Origin of the sequence: Gilliamella sp. GillExp13, assembly GCF_001690815.1 — a bacterium.
GTDB classification, from domain to species: Bacteria; Pseudomonadota; Gammaproteobacteria; order Enterobacterales; family Orbaceae; genus Gilliamella; species Gilliamella bombi.
Genome location: NZ_LZHJ01000159.1, coordinates 1 through 14,119, shown reverse-complemented (window position 1 = coordinate 14,119; position 14,119 = coordinate 1). Strand labels below are relative to the sequence as shown.

Below are 14,119 nucleotides of genomic sequence, written 5' to 3'. Positions count from 1 at the left end.
GGTTACCGCATCATGTGCTTGATAGGCTTGATTAGGTTTTGAGTTTCTTTTTATCTCTCGACTTATTGTCGAAGGATGTCTATTGAGTAGCTGGGCTATCTCTTTTTTATTCTTTCCGGCTTGTAATAATACGAAAATCTGGTATCTTTCCTTCCTAGAAAGGTGATTATAATACATAGCAATCTCCAAACTGTGGTGGTGCGAAGGTGCTAGTATAAATCACCTTTCTACTTTCTTCACTCCACCGTGTTTAAAATTGCACTTCATGTTTGAATCCAGGATGCCGTTATCTAAAACAAAGATCCTCAAAAATGATTAATTATGGCATAATATGCGCCAATTCATATTTCCGCGACTTCACTCAAAGGCTAATTATTACTTATATGAGTGAAACGCATGTTAAAGAGAGTAAATTCTAATGTTAAGTACAAATAACATCACAATGCAATTTGGAAGTAAGCCATTATTTGAAAATATCTCGGTTAAATTCGGTAATGGCAATCGTTATGGTTTAATTGGTGCCAATGGTAGCGGTAAATCAACTTTTATGAAGATTATTGGTGGTGATTTAGTGCCAACATCTGGTAATGTTGCTTTAGATCCGCATGAACGATTAGGTAAGTTACGCCAAGACCAATTTGCGTTTGAAGAGTTTTCCGTACTTAATACCGTAATTATGGGACATACCGAATTATGGCAGATCAAGCAAGAACGTGATCGCATCTATTCACTTCCCGAAATGAGTGAAGAAGACGGCTTTAAAGTTGCTGATTTGGAAACCCAATATGCCGAAATGGATGGTTATAGCGCTGAAGCTCGTGCGGGTGAATTATTATTAGGTGTTGGTATTCCAATTGAGCAACATTATGGATTAATGAGCGAAATCTCACCAGGCTGGAAATTACGAGTATTATTAGCCCAAGCCTTATTCTCAAATCCCGATATTTTATTGCTTGACGAACCGACCAATAACTTGGATATCGATACTATCCGTTGGCTTGAAGATACCCTAAATCAACGCGAAAGCACCATGATTATTATTTCGCATGACCGCCATGTTTTGAATATGGTCTGTACCCATATGGCAGACATGGATTATGGTGAGCTTCGCATCTACCCTGGTAACTATGATGATTATATGACAGCATCAACGCAAGCGAGAGAGCGTTTATTAGCTGACAATGCCAAAAAGAAAGCACAAATCAGTGAGCTACAATCTTTTGTTAGTCGATTTAGTGCCAATGCGTCTAAATCAAAACAAGCAACTTCGCGCGCAAAACAAATTGAAAAAATTAAACTTGAAGAAGTCAAAGCCTCTAGTCGCCAAAATCCATTTATTCGTTTTGAACAAGATAAAAAACTATTCCGTAATGCGCTTGTTGTTGAAAACCTGACCAAAGGTTTTGATAATGATCCACTATTTAAAAACTTAAACCTAATGGTCGAAGTGGGCGAAAAAGTCGCTATTTTAGGGACTAACGGTATTGGTAAAACTACATTAATAAAAACACTAATGGGCGAACTTACTCCCGAACAAGGTGATATAAAATGGTCTGAAAATGCCAATATTGGTTATTATGCACAAGATCACGAATACGAATTTGAAGGCGACTTAACTGTATTTGACTGGATGAGTCAATGGAAACAGCCAACCGATAACGAGCAAGCGATACGTAGTATTTTAGGTCGATTGTTATTTTCACAAGATGATATCAAAAAGCAAGTTAAAGTCCTATCTGGTGGTGAAAAAGGACGTATGTTATTTGGTAAATTAATGATGCAACGTCCTAACATTATTGTTATGGACGAACCAACTAATCATTTAGATATGGAATCCATCGAATCACTCAATATAGCATTAGAGCTTTATCAAGGCACCCTATTTTTTGTTTCACATGATCGTGAATTTGTTAGTTCGTTAGCTACACGAATTATTGAAATCACACCTGAAAAAGTGATTGACTATACAGGTAATTATGAAGATTACTTACGTAGCCAAGGAATTGAATAATCAGTTATTAATAAAAATAGCCACTAATAATAATGTGGCTATTTTCTGTGTATTAATAATTTTTATTGTTTTATGCAATGCTAAAGTAGCTTTTTATCGATGCTATTTTCGACAAACAGGAGTGCATCCATCATATTTAAGCAAATTATAACCAACATAACCATTTTGGATATCAATGCCAAATATAAGTTCATTTGTATACGCCTGACTACTCCAAGTGCATCCTTGAGATAAATCAAAACCATTCTTAGGATAACCTTTATATAAATCCCCCCATTCACCATAAAACGTCCCATCTATATCTCGAGATAATCTTGCCTCTCGGTTATGCTCCCATTTAGGAAATGGTCCAGTTCCATTCCCTGTTACAGCTGTCGTTGCACTTGAGGCATTGCTAAGTTCCATTGGTGAATAAAAATAGCTTGCCGCCTCTTCTGCACTAATCATCCCTAAATTACGTCCCGCACAAGCATTAGCTGCAGGGAAAATACCATTTCCAGTATCTAAATACTTCTCTGTTTTATATTGAGTTGGCGGAAGCGCTCGTATCCATTTATTAATGGTAAAAGAATAAATAGACGTTTTTGAAGGCGTTATTATATTGGGTTTTGTCTTTGCTGTTAAAATTACTTCAAAAGGTAAATTGGGATGAACGGATGAATTAAAGGTAACAACACCTTCACTTCCAGCTACATTACTTATTGAGACTAAATTCGGATTACTTGATGTATAAATATAATCACTCTGTTCATTACTCATTCTTAAAGTAAATTTTGCTTGATCAAAGGCCGTTGTAGGGAATTTAGTAGGAGCCAAAGCCGAAAACCCTTCATTAGGAAAGAAAACTCTAGGGTTATAACCGCCAATAAATTTGCAATTTGTCGTATTGGTACAAGTGTTGTCGTCAACGCCAGAAGCATCATAAATTTGTAAACTAGCAGGTTTTATATAGCAAACTTTGAAATCATCAACTTTTATTGTATACGTTTTACTAAGACTACCATAAGCATGTTCAAATGGTATGCCATATTGAGATTGCGCTTTAACACTATTAGCGCTAATCGTCAATTGATATGGGCTTTGGCATGAATCTAATTTGTTTTTTAATTCATCAGCAGATAACGTTCTTATCGTACCATCTGACTGTCGATAACGCCAAGTAGCAGTTAATGTACCTGTTATTCCCATAGTTGAATTAGCGAAATCGCCATCATCATCACCATAACTTACTCCCATAATATTTGATAAACGTTTTGGTTGTCCATCAGCAACAACTTTTGTAATAAATTGATTAAATTTGTCCCCATTATGCGCATAAATTACTTTATTTATCGATGGATAAATTACTACATAATTAGAGGAACTATCAGGTTTTTGAAAACTCAATAAATCAGCCAGTTCATTAATAGCAGAGCCATTTAATTTTATATAAGGGGCTGAACCTTCAATTGTTTTTATTGTCTTTGCAGATAAAGCAGCATAACTATTAGTAATAGTTAACAATGTCATAAAGATAAAAAAGATGAAATTTATCATCCCAATTTTTCGTATTTTTATCAATCTAAGATAATAAATAATATATTTATGGTAATTTTTATAAGCAAAGAATGAATTTTTGAGGAATTTACTTGATAATATTTTTTTACATAAAAGACAAATTAATGTTGTGTTGTTTCTTTCATTGTACCATAACCCATTCAATTTATCAATCAACTGTTTAATATAATATTTTTTATATAGAGCATCGATTAGTTTTTATAAAATCATTTTTGTTTTAGATAAAAAATAACATCATTTAAATATAAAATGCTGACCTTTTTGTTAAGATTTGTAAATATTAGCTTGGATATCTTTTACTTACAGTTGGAAAGAAAATTATAAAAAAGCAATGCATATTAAAGTTGTAATATCATCCGTTGATAATCTATCATTGAAAAAACTAGCTGTACCAATATATAAAACGATTTACTCTTAGATAATTTAAAAAATTTTAGTAGCAATAAATATAATCGCTAATGTAATTATTTTTATATACCAATAATTTTTATAAATTCTTTTTTATGTTAACGACTTGCATAAATGGAAATAACATCGCCAGAATCAACATCTATATCAACATTTATATCATCTATAACTATTCCGCCAGTCCCAATGTCCATCCAATTATCTTGCGTTATCTCTTTCGAATAAAAGCTTATTGTATAACAGCTAAATCCATTATTTGTGCTTATATAATTATTAAAAGATATATAAAAATGATCGATATCGTATTTATATTTGGTCACAAATTCGCTTTTCTTTGCTGCTTCTATCGCTTTGAATAAAAAAGGCGTATACTTTTTATCAAGTTTAAAAATAGTACCTTCGTTCATTATATAAGTACTCCTTACCGAAATACTATATTGTACCTGAATAGCCACACCAGTGACTATTTTCTATTTAGAGATCACCAATAGATTAGAATTCTAATTCATCCCACCAAATATCGATAAGTGGGCTAGTTTTAACACTTTTTAGACCGTGTTCGTCAAGCCATTTTGTGACAATGTCACGATGTTCTTCGGTACAATTGCCTAGTTTTTGGGTGCAAATAATCCCTTTCCAATTTAAATAACCACTCCCCTCATAAGCTAAACCATTGGGTTGAATAGCCTCAAGAATAAACTGATCGACGATATTATCTAAAGTTTCTTCAGTTGTACCTTCGTCAAACGACCAACTAACGGTAAAACCTAATTCTTTAAACTCTTCAATATGTAATTTTTTTCGTAAACGTCTGCTGCGATTTACCATAATAATTTCCTTCTTATTAAATATAAGTTTGCTTATTTTGAGTATGATTATGTTTATTGGAGGTCACACCATTTTGATTGGATTGCGACGATCGATTTGAAGATGAACCTCTTCTTTTTGCTGGCGCACGCCTTGGTGACGATTTCTTTACAGGTTCAGCTTTAATTTTAGGATCAACTTCAAACCCTTTGGTTGTTAATTCTGGAATCGTTTTTTTAACTAATTTTTCAATTGCTTTTAATTGTGGCAATTCATCAATGCACACAAGCGAGAGAGCTTGCCCTTGATTCTGCGCTCGACCTGTTCGACCAATACGATGAACATAATCCTCAGCAACTTGAGGAAGCTCATAATTAACAACGTAAGGTAATAACTCTATATCAAGACCTCGAGCGGCAATATCTGTGGCAACCAATGCCCTAATTTGTCCGCTTTTAAAATCAGCTAATGCTTTTGTTCGAGCTCCTTGGCTTTTATTACCATGAATAGCTGCTGATTTAATGCCATCTTTCGTTAATTGTTCCGCTAAATGATTTGCACCATATTTGGTTCGTGTAAAAATTAACACTTGTTGCCACTGATTTTTACCGATTAAATAAGATAGTAGCTCACGCTTACGGCGTTTATCAACTCGATGCACATATTGAGTAATTTGTTCTGAAGCACTATTGGTTTTTGCTACAGCAACAGATTCAGGTGACTGCAAAATAGATTGAGCCAAAACTTTTATTTCATCCGAAAAAGTTGCCGAAAACATTAAATTTTGCCGTTTTTTAGGTAGCTTGGCAACCACACGACGAATATCATGTATAAATCCCATATCTAACATGCGATCAGCTTCGTCCAACACCAGTATTTTAATCGTTGACAGATCCACCGCATTTTTTTGCTGTAAATCAAGCAATCGCCCTGGTGTTGCAATTAAAATATCCACACCACCACGCAATTTCATCATTTGTGGATTAATACTCACTCCACCAAAAACTACTAATGAACGAATGAGCAAATAACGACTATAATCGCGAATATTTTCACCTATTTGCGCAGCCAGCTCACGCGTTGGGGCTAAAATCAAGGCATATAAAGGACGTTTGCCTTTTTTAGATTTTGGATTATTAGCTTCTTTTGCTTGCTGTTCAATAAGTTTTTGTAATATTGGTAAACCAAAGCCTGCCGTTTTACCTGTTCCTGTTTGTGCACTCGCCATAAGGTCTTTACCAGATAAGATTACAGGTATAGCTTGTTGTTGAATGGGAGTTGGATCGGTATAGTTTTGTTCTTGAATTGCTTTTAAAATCTTGGTATCTAAACCAAGAGAGTCAAATGACATGAAATGTATCCTAAATAAACAAAAAATAAATTATTCATATGCATTATAAAGCAATTCAATAATATTTGTCTGATTATTTAGTAAATTTACTCACTGACTATTATACTAATCCAAATATTAAAATATTACACAAACCCTTACTTAAAATTATCAAAGCACCTTTAATATATAAATATGTTATAAAAAAGAGTACTAATTTTAATTGTGTTTATCCATAAAAATATAAATGATATTTATTATCATTTACGATTATGTTAATATTTTGCTCTTTAATAATAATTTACTGGATTAAACATGCTTTTAAACTTTAGCCACATTAAAAAGCTATTAATTGTCTCACTTTTATCGCTTTTTAGCTTTAACTGTTTTGCAAAAGATGATATCACTTTTGCAAACTTCCGAGATATACGCGATTTGAATCCACACCTTTATGGAGGTGAAATGTGGGCTCAAAATATGCTCTATGAGTCGCTTGTTCATTATAATCAAGATGGCACATTTTCTCCTTGGCTTGCCGAAAGCTGGACTATTACAAACCAAGGAAAAACCTATACGTTTAAACTGAGAAAAGATGTTACCTTTAGTGATGGTGTTAAATTCGATGCTCACAGTGCAAAATTAAACTGGGATGCTGTCCTGTCAAATAAAGTGCGCCATACATGGCTTGAAATGGTACGTTTAATTACTGAAGTCAAAGCGGTAGATGATTATACTCTTCAAGTTAATCTGTCAGAGCCTTACTACCCGTTTTTGATTGAAATTGCAGTAACCAGACCCATGCGCTTTATTTCACCGAATTCAATGATCGATGGTGAAACAAAAAATGGCGTTAAATCTTATATTGGTACAGGCCCTTATATTTTAGGTGATCATAAAAAAGATCAGTATGCTGTTTTTAACGCAAATCCTAACTATTGGGGTGAGCAACCAAAACTGAAAACTGTTACCATGAAAGTTATAGCAGACAACCAAAGCCGTTTAATGGCACTTGAAAAAGGTGAAATTGATTTAATTTATGGTAAAAATATGGTGGATGCCGATTCATTTGAACGTTTTTCAGAAATGGATAAATTTCAAACATTAATGTCAAAACCTGTATCAAGCCGTATCGTATTGATGAATACCACTCGACCCGCTTTAAGCGATGCTAATGTGCGCCGAGCAATCGAACATATCATTAATAAAAAAGATATTTCTGAAGGTATCTTTAATGGTAGCGAAGCGCCAGCTGATACATTAATGGCTACTAATATTCCTTATGCAAATATTGGGTTAAAACCTTACGAATATAATACTAAATTGGCCGAAGAACTACTTGATAAAGCAGGTTGGCTAAAACAAAAAGGTCAGAATTACCGTCAAAAAGATGGCAAATCATTTGAAATAACTCTTTATTATGATAGCAATACTGCATCTCAAAAAACTATCGCACAATATATGCAAGATGAGTTTGAACAGGTTGGTTTAAAACTTAACATTCATGGAGAAGAAGAACAAGGTTATCGTGATCGCCAAAAAGCTGGTGATTTTGATATGGTATTTGATATTTCTTGGGGAATGCCTTATGACCCACAATCTTTTATGTCTGGCATGAAATTACCAGTATATGGTGATTATATGGCACAACAAGGATTGAAAGAGAAAGCTCAAATTGATGCAAGCATTAGTAAAGCATTAATTTCAACTGATGAAAAAGAACGTCAAGCTCTTTACCGTTATGTGCTTGAAGCATTGCATAACCAAGCGGTCTATATTCCGTTAACTTATGAACGCAACCGAGCTATCGCCATAAAATCACTAAAAGGTATTGAATTTGCTCCTTCGCAGTTTGACATTCCCTTTGAGAAAATGCATTTTTAATTTATTTTGTTAGTTAGTAATAATGTTAAATTACTTTTTTAAACGTTTAATTATGATGATACCGATTATTATCGGTATCTCGTTTATCGCTTTTCTACTTATTAATTTAGCCCCTTCTGATCCTGCTGAAGTAGCATTACGTTTAAATGAAATTATGCCCACGCCCGATGCTATTGAAAGTATGCGCCTAGAGTTAGGTTTAAATGAACCATTTTGGAAACGTTACATCAGTTGGTTATATAATGTTTTTCAACTTGATTTTGGTCGTTCTTTTGTACATCGAGATAGGTTAGTATTAGATGAGATCATTCGAAGCTTACAACCAACACTGCTTTTAGCATTATCTTCATTTATTTTTACGTTGATTATTAGTCTGATCTTAGGCATTTTATGTGCCATTTTTGTTAATTCAGTTTTTGATCATATTTTACGTATTATAATTTTTTTAGGCACGGCTATGCCGAGCTACTGGCTTGGGCTTTTATTTATCTGGTTTTTTGCTAATTATTTAGATTTACTTCCAACTAATGGATATGGCACATGGCAAAATCTAATCCTACCAACTTTAACGCTATCATTCGTTTATATTTCAACCTATATTCGTTTTATTCGTAATAACATGCTAGAAAACATGCGTAACTACTCCGTTTTTTATGCACGTAGCCGAGGACTAAAAGAACGGACAATTATTCTTAAGCATGTATTAATCAATTCGTTACATACTACTATTACCGCATTAGGAATGACAATTCCGCAATTAATTGCTGGCTCATTTGTGGTTGAATATATATTTTCTTGGCCAGGACTTGGACGGTTATGTATTGCTGCTATTATGAATCGAGACTACCCCGTTATCCAAGCTTATATTTTAATTATGGCAATATTATTTGTGGTATGTAATTTTATTGTCGATGTTCTTCATCATTTACTAGATCCTCGTTTACGTGATGATGGTGGTTTGTCATGAATGTACTTAAGCAGGTGTGTAAAAATAAAGCTGCATTATGTTGTTTAATTATCATTGCAACTATCATTATATTAGGTATCTTAGCCCCTTATATTGCACCATTTGATCCCAATAAAGTACGTATTATTCGTAAATACGCCCCAATGTCAGCTCAACATTGGTTAGGTTGTGATCATCTTGGACGTGATATTTTTTCAAGACTACTTTATGGCATTCGCTCCACGTTATTTTTGTCATTATTAACCATGATTATTACCATCGTTATTGGTGCAATAATTGGCCTAATTTCAGGTTATAAACGAGGTAAACTTGACGAGTGTATTATGCGTTTATGCGATATTATGCTCTCTTTTCCTAGCCAAGTGATGATTCTTGCTATTGTAGGCGTACTTGGTGTGGGTATTGAGAACGTTATTATTGCCAATATTATGGTCAAATGGGCTTGGTATAGTCGTATGATTCGCAGCTCGGTTATCAAATATAGCCGTAAAAACTATATTTTATTTTCCCGAGCAATTGGCGCACCACATTCATTTATTATTCGCCGTCACTTATTACCAAATGTAATGTCAGAATTAGTTGTGTTAGCCACACTAGATACTGGTTGGGTAATTTTAAATATTTCAGCTTTATCTTTCATAGGGCTTGGCATACAAGCACCAACTCCAGAATGGGGACTAATGCTAAGTGAAGCAAAAAACGTTATGATGCAGCATCCTATGCAAATGCTCTATCCCGGAATTGCAATATTAATTGTGGTTGCTGCATTTAATATGCTTGGTGATTGTTTACGTGACATTCTTGATCCTAAGGAAAAAACAGCATGAATAATAAATTACTTGAGGTTAAGAATCTTACTGTAACACTGGATAATGGCAAAACACTACTTAATGATATCTCCTTTTGCCTTGAGCATCATCAATGTTTAGGTATTGTGGGCGAAAGTGGCTGCGGTAAAAGTTTAACTAGCAAAGCTATTATCGGTTTATTAGAGCCCTACTTTTCGGTTCAAGGCAAAGTTTTATTTAACCCTAAACAGTCTAAAATAGCATTACAATTAAATGGTGATTTATTAAAACAAAACCATGAAACATTACGCCATATTCGTGGCAGTGCTATTTCGGCTATACTACAGCATCCAATGAATGCTTTTGATCCGCTTTATTGTATTGGCAATCAAGTGGTTGAAACGTTATTGGCACATCTGACAATTAGTAAAAAACAAGCTATTGAAAAAACATTAACCATGATTGCCGACATTGGTCTTAATGTTCCAAAACAAATCTTTAAGAAATACCCACATCAGTTAAGTGGCGGCATGTTACAACGAATCATGATCGGAATAGCATTAATGCTTGAACCTGAATTAATTATTGCCGATGAACCAACCACAGCGTTGGATTCTATTAGTCAACTTCATATTCTGCAATTATTAAAAAATATCAAACAAAAATCGAAAACAGCAATGATATTTATCTCGCATGATTTAAGTGTTATTCACCATATCGCTGATCATATTATTGTAATGAATCAAGGCCAGATTGTAGAACAAGGTAGTTGCGATCATATTTTTTATCATTCTAAAAATGATTATACACGTTACTTAATTGATACGCGTAAACAGTTATTAGCTAAATTTAACGCCGTTATCCACCCAAATAGATTGGAGACTATCTAAATGACGCCGTTATTACAAATTAATAATCTCAAAAAATCTTTTTTACAACCTAATCAAGGTTTATTTAATCGCAAAAAAACACCAATTATTAAAGATGTTTCTTTATCTTTATACCAAGGCGAATGTTTAGGTATTGTAGGAGAAAGCGGAAGCGGTAAAAGTACACTTGGAAATCTAATTTTGGGGCTTGAAAAACCTGATAGTGGCAAAATTTATTTTAATGGGCAAGATATAGGACAACGTGCATGGCGAAAATCTCCAATGCGACGAGAAATAAGCGCTGTGTTTCAAGACTACAACACTTCAGTTAACCCTTATTTTACCGTTGCTGAAATTATTGCCGAACCCATTTATATTTATGACAAACTTACTGCAAGCCTACTTAAAAAGCGAGTAATTGAACTATTAGAACAAGTAGGATTAAATGAATCATTTTATCATCGATTTCCCCACGAAATGAGTGGTGGACAATTACAACGTATCTGTATTGCACGAGCAATTGCCTGTTCACCTAAATTTGTTTTATTTGACGAGGCAGTAAGTTCACTTGATATTACTGTTCAAACTCAAGTTTTATCGTTATTAGTTGATCTGCAAAAACAGTTAAATTTAACAACCATTTTTATTACACATGATTTAGCGACTATCACTTATCTTTGCGATCGGGTGATCTTCTTTTATCAAGGACAGATTGTCGAACAAGTTGATAAAATAGCCAATTTAAATCAGGTTAATAATATTTATTCTAAACAACTTCTTAAATCTATTTTAGGTTTTTAAATTATGGCAACTCAATCTATCGTTAATAAACAATATCGTTTTAAAGATTACTTAGCGCTAGTTATTCCGTTTATTATTTCAACTATTACAACTCCATTACTGGGCGTGGTCGATACCGCCTTGGTTGGACATTTACCCAATCCTGCCTTTATTGCAGGCATTGCTGTTGGCGCTGTTATTTTTAATACTATTTATTGGCTTTTTGGCTTTTTACGAGTCAGTACCACTGGTTTTGCCGCACAAGCATTAGACGATCCGTTGCTGTTGCGAGCATCTTTAATTCGCCCTTTATTTATAGCTATATTTTTAGGAGTTATTTTTATCATTTTTCAACAGGTGATATTTTCTGCCTCAATGCACGTTATCAAACCTAATGAAGAAGTAAAATATTACGCGGATATTTATTTCTCTGTCTTAATTTGGGGAGCACCGTTTGTCCTTATCAACTACGTTTTAGTTGGTTGGTTAATGGGAATGTCTAAAGTAAAGGCTGTGCTATTTCTACAAGTATTAATTAATCTGCTTAATATTATTATGGCAGTAATTTTTGTTTGGAGCTTTCATTGGAATGTGCAGGGAGTTGCCTTTGCAACACTAATTGCTCAAATAATTTGTACTTTGTTAGGCATTTGGTTTATTTATCGTAATTTACCGAAATCCAATCAACAAACTGATTTAAAATCGATACTATCTTGGCAATCATTGAAAGGAGTGATTTTAGTTAATACCAATTTGATGATTCGTACCATTTGCTTATTAATCGTTACCAACCATTTTATCTCGATTGGTTCTAGTTTTAGCACCGAAGTGTTAGCTGCTAATGCCGTTTTGTTTCAAATTCACTATTTAATGGCTTATTTGTTTGACGGGTTTGCCAATGCCTCAAGCGTATTTAGCGGTAAGGCGAAAGGTACTAAAGATATTAAGTTATATAATCAAACCTTACATTGGTCACTGCAAGCTTGTATTATTTGTCCTCTAATATTAATCGCTTTATGGTTTGGATTTGATACAACAATTATTAAATTATTAACCAATCAAATCGAAATCATCTCAATCTGTTTGCAATATCAATATTGGCTTACTATCTTTCCTATTGTGGTTGCTGGTGGTCTTATCTATTATGGCGTTTTTTCTGGGATCAGTTACACTTCTTCTATTCGTGATTCTATGATCCTTGCCTTAATTTTATGGCTGATATCACAATATATCTGTGTACCAATATGGGGAAATAATGGATTATGGCTTTCTTATATTTTATTTAGCTTAGGTAGAACTTTATTTTTAGTAATGTGGGTAAAAAAATCTAAAAGATATATACTAAACTAAATAACCAATTATCTTTTAAAAGTCTAAAGTATTTATACCGTTCAAAGCATTAATTAGATAGTTTATATAAAAGATAATACAGAGCTTTTGTTTCTGAATTAACCTGTTGTGTAAGCAACTATACCATTTTATATTATTTAAAATATATCATATATTTTAAATAGTTAAATCATAGCTATGGTTTAATAAACTTACGATTTGTTCAAACGGCACAGAACCGTCGAGCATTATAGTGCACCAGTGATTTTTATTCATATGATATGCGGGTAATATACCTGAAGTATTTTTTATTATAGAAATTAATTCAGGATCAGATTTAACATTAATTATTTCCACCATATCTTTTGAATTTAGACCTAACTTATTCTTTTCCACTGACATAATTAACCCCAACCATTTGGCATTAGTTTTATGTCTAATAACCTGATAGTTAGGATAATTTTCAAAAGGGCTGTCAATTTGAATATTATTCAAAGTATGAGCATATTCAATTAATTTATTCTTAAAGCTTATTGTCATTTTTTCTTTTTCAATTCACCCAATCTAATACAATAATATAAACAGCTTATTTAATATATAACATACTAATTAAGGTGTCAATAATAGCTATAAATTTAACCTATTTATTTTTGTTCTTTACAAATTTCATCTATTGATAACGTTGCTGGCACATTACGATCATCATTGAATTGAAAACGAAATAAAAACCGAATATCATAAGCACGTAATACTTCAATCACGTCTTGCTTATTACAAAATTGAGCATTAAGCCCAAGCCTGATATTTTCTGTAATGTCTACTATTGATACACTTTGGCTATCGGTCGGCATATTATATTCAAAAACAATATTATTAAGGTTACCAAAAATGTTAGTTATTTCATAACCCGCATCCACTTTAACCGGAAATTCGCCACCTTCACCTAATATCGACCTTTTTGCACTATCGGCAAAAGCTTTAGTTATGTTTGCTGATGGTGGTAATTCAGCACTATATGCATTCGAAATTGTAAAAAGAGCAGAAAGCAACACTGCCAATTTCATTAGCTTTTTCACTTCAATATTCCTTACTTTTAGATTTAATACCTGGATTCAAACATGAAGTGCAATTTTAAACACGGTGGAGTGAAGAAAGTAGAAAGGTGATTTATACTAGCACCTTCGCACCACCACAGTTTGGAGATTGCTATGTATTATAATCACCTTTCTAGGAAGGAAAGATACCAGATTTTCGTATTATTACAAGCCGGAAAGAATAAAAAAGAGATAGCCCAGCTACTCAATAGACATCCTTCGACAATAAGTCGAGAGATAGAAAGAAACTCAAAACCTAATCAAGCCTATCAAGCACATGATGCGGTAACCCTAGCTA

15 protein-coding genes are annotated in these 14,119 nt (G+C 33.4%); 8 read left to right on the top strand and 7 right to left on the bottom strand.

The window, feature by feature from the left end:
- On the bottom strand, positions 1–177 hold a 177-nt coding region (locus A9G37_RS13720), incomplete at its 3' end, for a helix-turn-helix domain-containing protein (protein ID WP_141670989.1).
- Positions 178–418: 241 nt separating this feature from the next.
- Between A9G37_RS13720 and A9G37_RS11410 the strand changes: the two genes are divergently transcribed.
- Positions 419–2,011, top strand: coding sequence for an ABC-F family ATPase (locus A9G37_RS11410; RefSeq protein ID WP_065575576.1), 1,593 nt, complete (start codon positions 419–421; stop codon positions 2,009–2,011).
- Between the two features lie 102 nt (positions 2,012–2,113).
- Here the strand turns inward: A9G37_RS11410 and A9G37_RS11405 are convergent, their stop codons facing one another.
- The 4 genes from A9G37_RS11405 to rhlE all read right to left on the bottom strand — a co-directional run bounded on the left by A9G37_RS11405 (position 2,114) and on the right by rhlE (position 6,134).
- Complete coding sequence (locus A9G37_RS11405) at positions 2,114–3,547, bottom strand: hypothetical protein (RefSeq protein WP_176701914.1); 1,434 nt, start codon at positions 3,545–3,547, stop codon at positions 2,114–2,116.
- 527 nt (positions 3,548–4,074) lie between these two features.
- Positions 4,075–4,383, bottom strand: coding sequence for a hypothetical protein (locus A9G37_RS11400; RefSeq protein ID WP_034910527.1), 309 nt, complete (start codon positions 4,381–4,383; stop codon positions 4,075–4,077).
- An 85-nt stretch (positions 4,384–4,468) separates the two neighbouring features.
- Positions 4,469–4,804, bottom strand: a complete 336-nt coding sequence (locus tag A9G37_RS11395; protein WP_034910524.1) for a YggL family protein — start codon at positions 4,802–4,804, stop codon at positions 4,469–4,471.
- Between the two features lie 16 nt (positions 4,805–4,820).
- Complete coding sequence (gene rhlE, locus A9G37_RS11390; protein ID WP_081297752.1) at positions 4,821–6,134, bottom strand: ATP-dependent RNA helicase RhlE; 1,314 nt, start codon at positions 6,132–6,134, stop codon at positions 4,821–4,823.
- A 294-nt stretch (positions 6,135–6,428) separates the two neighbouring features.
- Here rhlE and nikA point away from each other — a divergent pair, with 294 nt between their 5' ends.
- The 6 genes from nikA to A9G37_RS11360 are packed head-to-tail and all read left to right on the top strand — an operon-like array spanning position 6,429 to position 12,748.
- Positions 6,429–7,994, top strand: coding sequence for a nickel ABC transporter substrate-binding protein (gene nikA / locus A9G37_RS11385; RefSeq protein ID WP_065575574.1), 1,566 nt, complete (start codon positions 6,429–6,431; stop codon positions 7,992–7,994).
- A 22-nt stretch (positions 7,995–8,016) separates the two neighbouring features.
- Positions 8,017–8,961, top strand: a complete 945-nt coding sequence (gene opp1B / locus A9G37_RS11380) for a nickel/cobalt ABC transporter permease (protein WP_065575573.1) — start codon at positions 8,017–8,019, stop codon at positions 8,959–8,961.
- Positions 8,958–9,788, top strand: coding sequence for a nickel/cobalt ABC transporter permease (gene opp1C, locus A9G37_RS11375; RefSeq protein ID WP_065575572.1), 831 nt, complete (start codon positions 8,958–8,960; stop codon positions 9,786–9,788). The genes opp1B and opp1C overlap by 4 nt, the downstream gene beginning before the upstream one ends.
- A complete protein-coding gene (locus A9G37_RS11370) occupies positions 9,785–10,639 on the top strand; it encodes an ABC transporter ATP-binding protein (protein ID WP_034910514.1) in 855 nt (284 codons plus the stop codon). The genes opp1C and A9G37_RS11370 overlap by 4 nt, the downstream gene beginning before the upstream one ends.
- Positions 10,640–11,419 carry an ABC transporter ATP-binding protein gene (locus tag A9G37_RS11365; RefSeq protein ID WP_034910512.1) on the top strand — a complete coding sequence of 260 codons (780 nt, stop codon included), beginning with the start codon at positions 10,640–10,642 and terminating at the stop codon, positions 11,417–11,419.
- Positions 11,420–11,422: 3 nt separating this feature from the next.
- Positions 11,423–12,748: an MATE family efflux transporter gene (locus A9G37_RS11360; protein ID WP_051634158.1), complete on the top strand. Its 1,326-nt coding sequence runs from the start codon at positions 11,423–11,425 to the stop codon at positions 12,746–12,748.
- 156 nt (positions 12,749–12,904) lie between these two features.
- Here the strand turns inward: A9G37_RS11360 and A9G37_RS11355 are convergent, their stop codons facing one another.
- Both A9G37_RS11355 and A9G37_RS11350 read right to left on the bottom strand, forming a co-directional pair.
- Positions 12,905–13,267, bottom strand: coding sequence for an MmcQ/YjbR family DNA-binding protein (locus A9G37_RS11355; RefSeq protein ID WP_065575571.1), 363 nt, complete (start codon positions 13,265–13,267; stop codon positions 12,905–12,907).
- Positions 13,268–13,371: 104 nt separating this feature from the next.
- Positions 13,372–13,803: a hypothetical protein gene (locus A9G37_RS11350; RefSeq protein WP_034910507.1), complete on the bottom strand. Its 432-nt coding sequence runs from the start codon at positions 13,801–13,803 to the stop codon at positions 13,372–13,374.
- A gap of 132 nt (positions 13,804–13,935) precedes the next feature.
- Between A9G37_RS11350 and A9G37_RS11345 the strand changes: the two genes are divergently transcribed.
- Positions 13,936–14,119: helix-turn-helix domain-containing protein (locus A9G37_RS11345; protein WP_141671202.1), on the top strand; the 184-nt coding region annotated here is incomplete at its 3' end.

What these genes read in the sequence shown, in the direction of transcription:
- A9G37_RS11410 (WP_065575576.1), top strand. Translation starts at nt 419, where the DNA reads ATGTTAAGTACAAATAACATCACAATGCAATTTGGAAGTAAGCCATTA.
- A9G37_RS11370 (WP_034910514.1), top strand. Translation starts at nt 9,785, where the DNA reads ATGAATAATAAATTACTTGAGGTTAAGAATCTTACTGTAACACTGGAT.
- A9G37_RS11400 (WP_034910527.1), bottom strand. Translation starts at nt 4,383, where the DNA reads ATGAACGAAGGTACTATTTTTAAACTTGATAAAAAGTATACGCCTTTT.
- A9G37_RS11355 (WP_065575571.1), bottom strand. Translation starts at nt 13,267, where the DNA reads ATGACAATAAGCTTTAAGAATAAATTAATTGAATATGCTCATACTTTG.
- nikA (WP_065575574.1), top strand. Translation starts at nt 6,429, where the DNA reads ATGCTTTTAAACTTTAGCCACATTAAAAAGCTATTAATTGTCTCACTT.
- opp1C (WP_065575572.1), top strand. Translation starts at nt 8,958, where the DNA reads ATGAATGTACTTAAGCAGGTGTGTAAAAATAAAGCTGCATTATGTTGT.
- rhlE (WP_081297752.1), bottom strand. Translation starts at nt 6,134, where the DNA reads ATGTCATTTGACTCTCTTGGTTTAGATACCAAGATTTTAAAAGCAATT.
- A9G37_RS11365 (WP_034910512.1), top strand. Translation starts at nt 10,640, where the DNA reads ATGACGCCGTTATTACAAATTAATAATCTCAAAAAATCTTTTTTACAA.
- A9G37_RS11360 (WP_051634158.1), top strand. Translation starts at nt 11,423, where the DNA reads ATGGCAACTCAATCTATCGTTAATAAACAATATCGTTTTAAAGATTAC.
- opp1B (WP_065575573.1), top strand. Translation starts at nt 8,017, where the DNA reads ATGTTAAATTACTTTTTTAAACGTTTAATTATGATGATACCGATTATT.
- A9G37_RS11405 (WP_176701914.1), bottom strand. Translation starts at nt 3,547, where the DNA reads ATGATAAATTTCATCTTTTTTATCTTTATGACATTGTTAACTATTACT.
- A9G37_RS11395 (WP_034910524.1), bottom strand. Translation starts at nt 4,804, where the DNA reads ATGGTAAATCGCAGCAGACGTTTACGAAAAAAATTACATATTGAAGAG.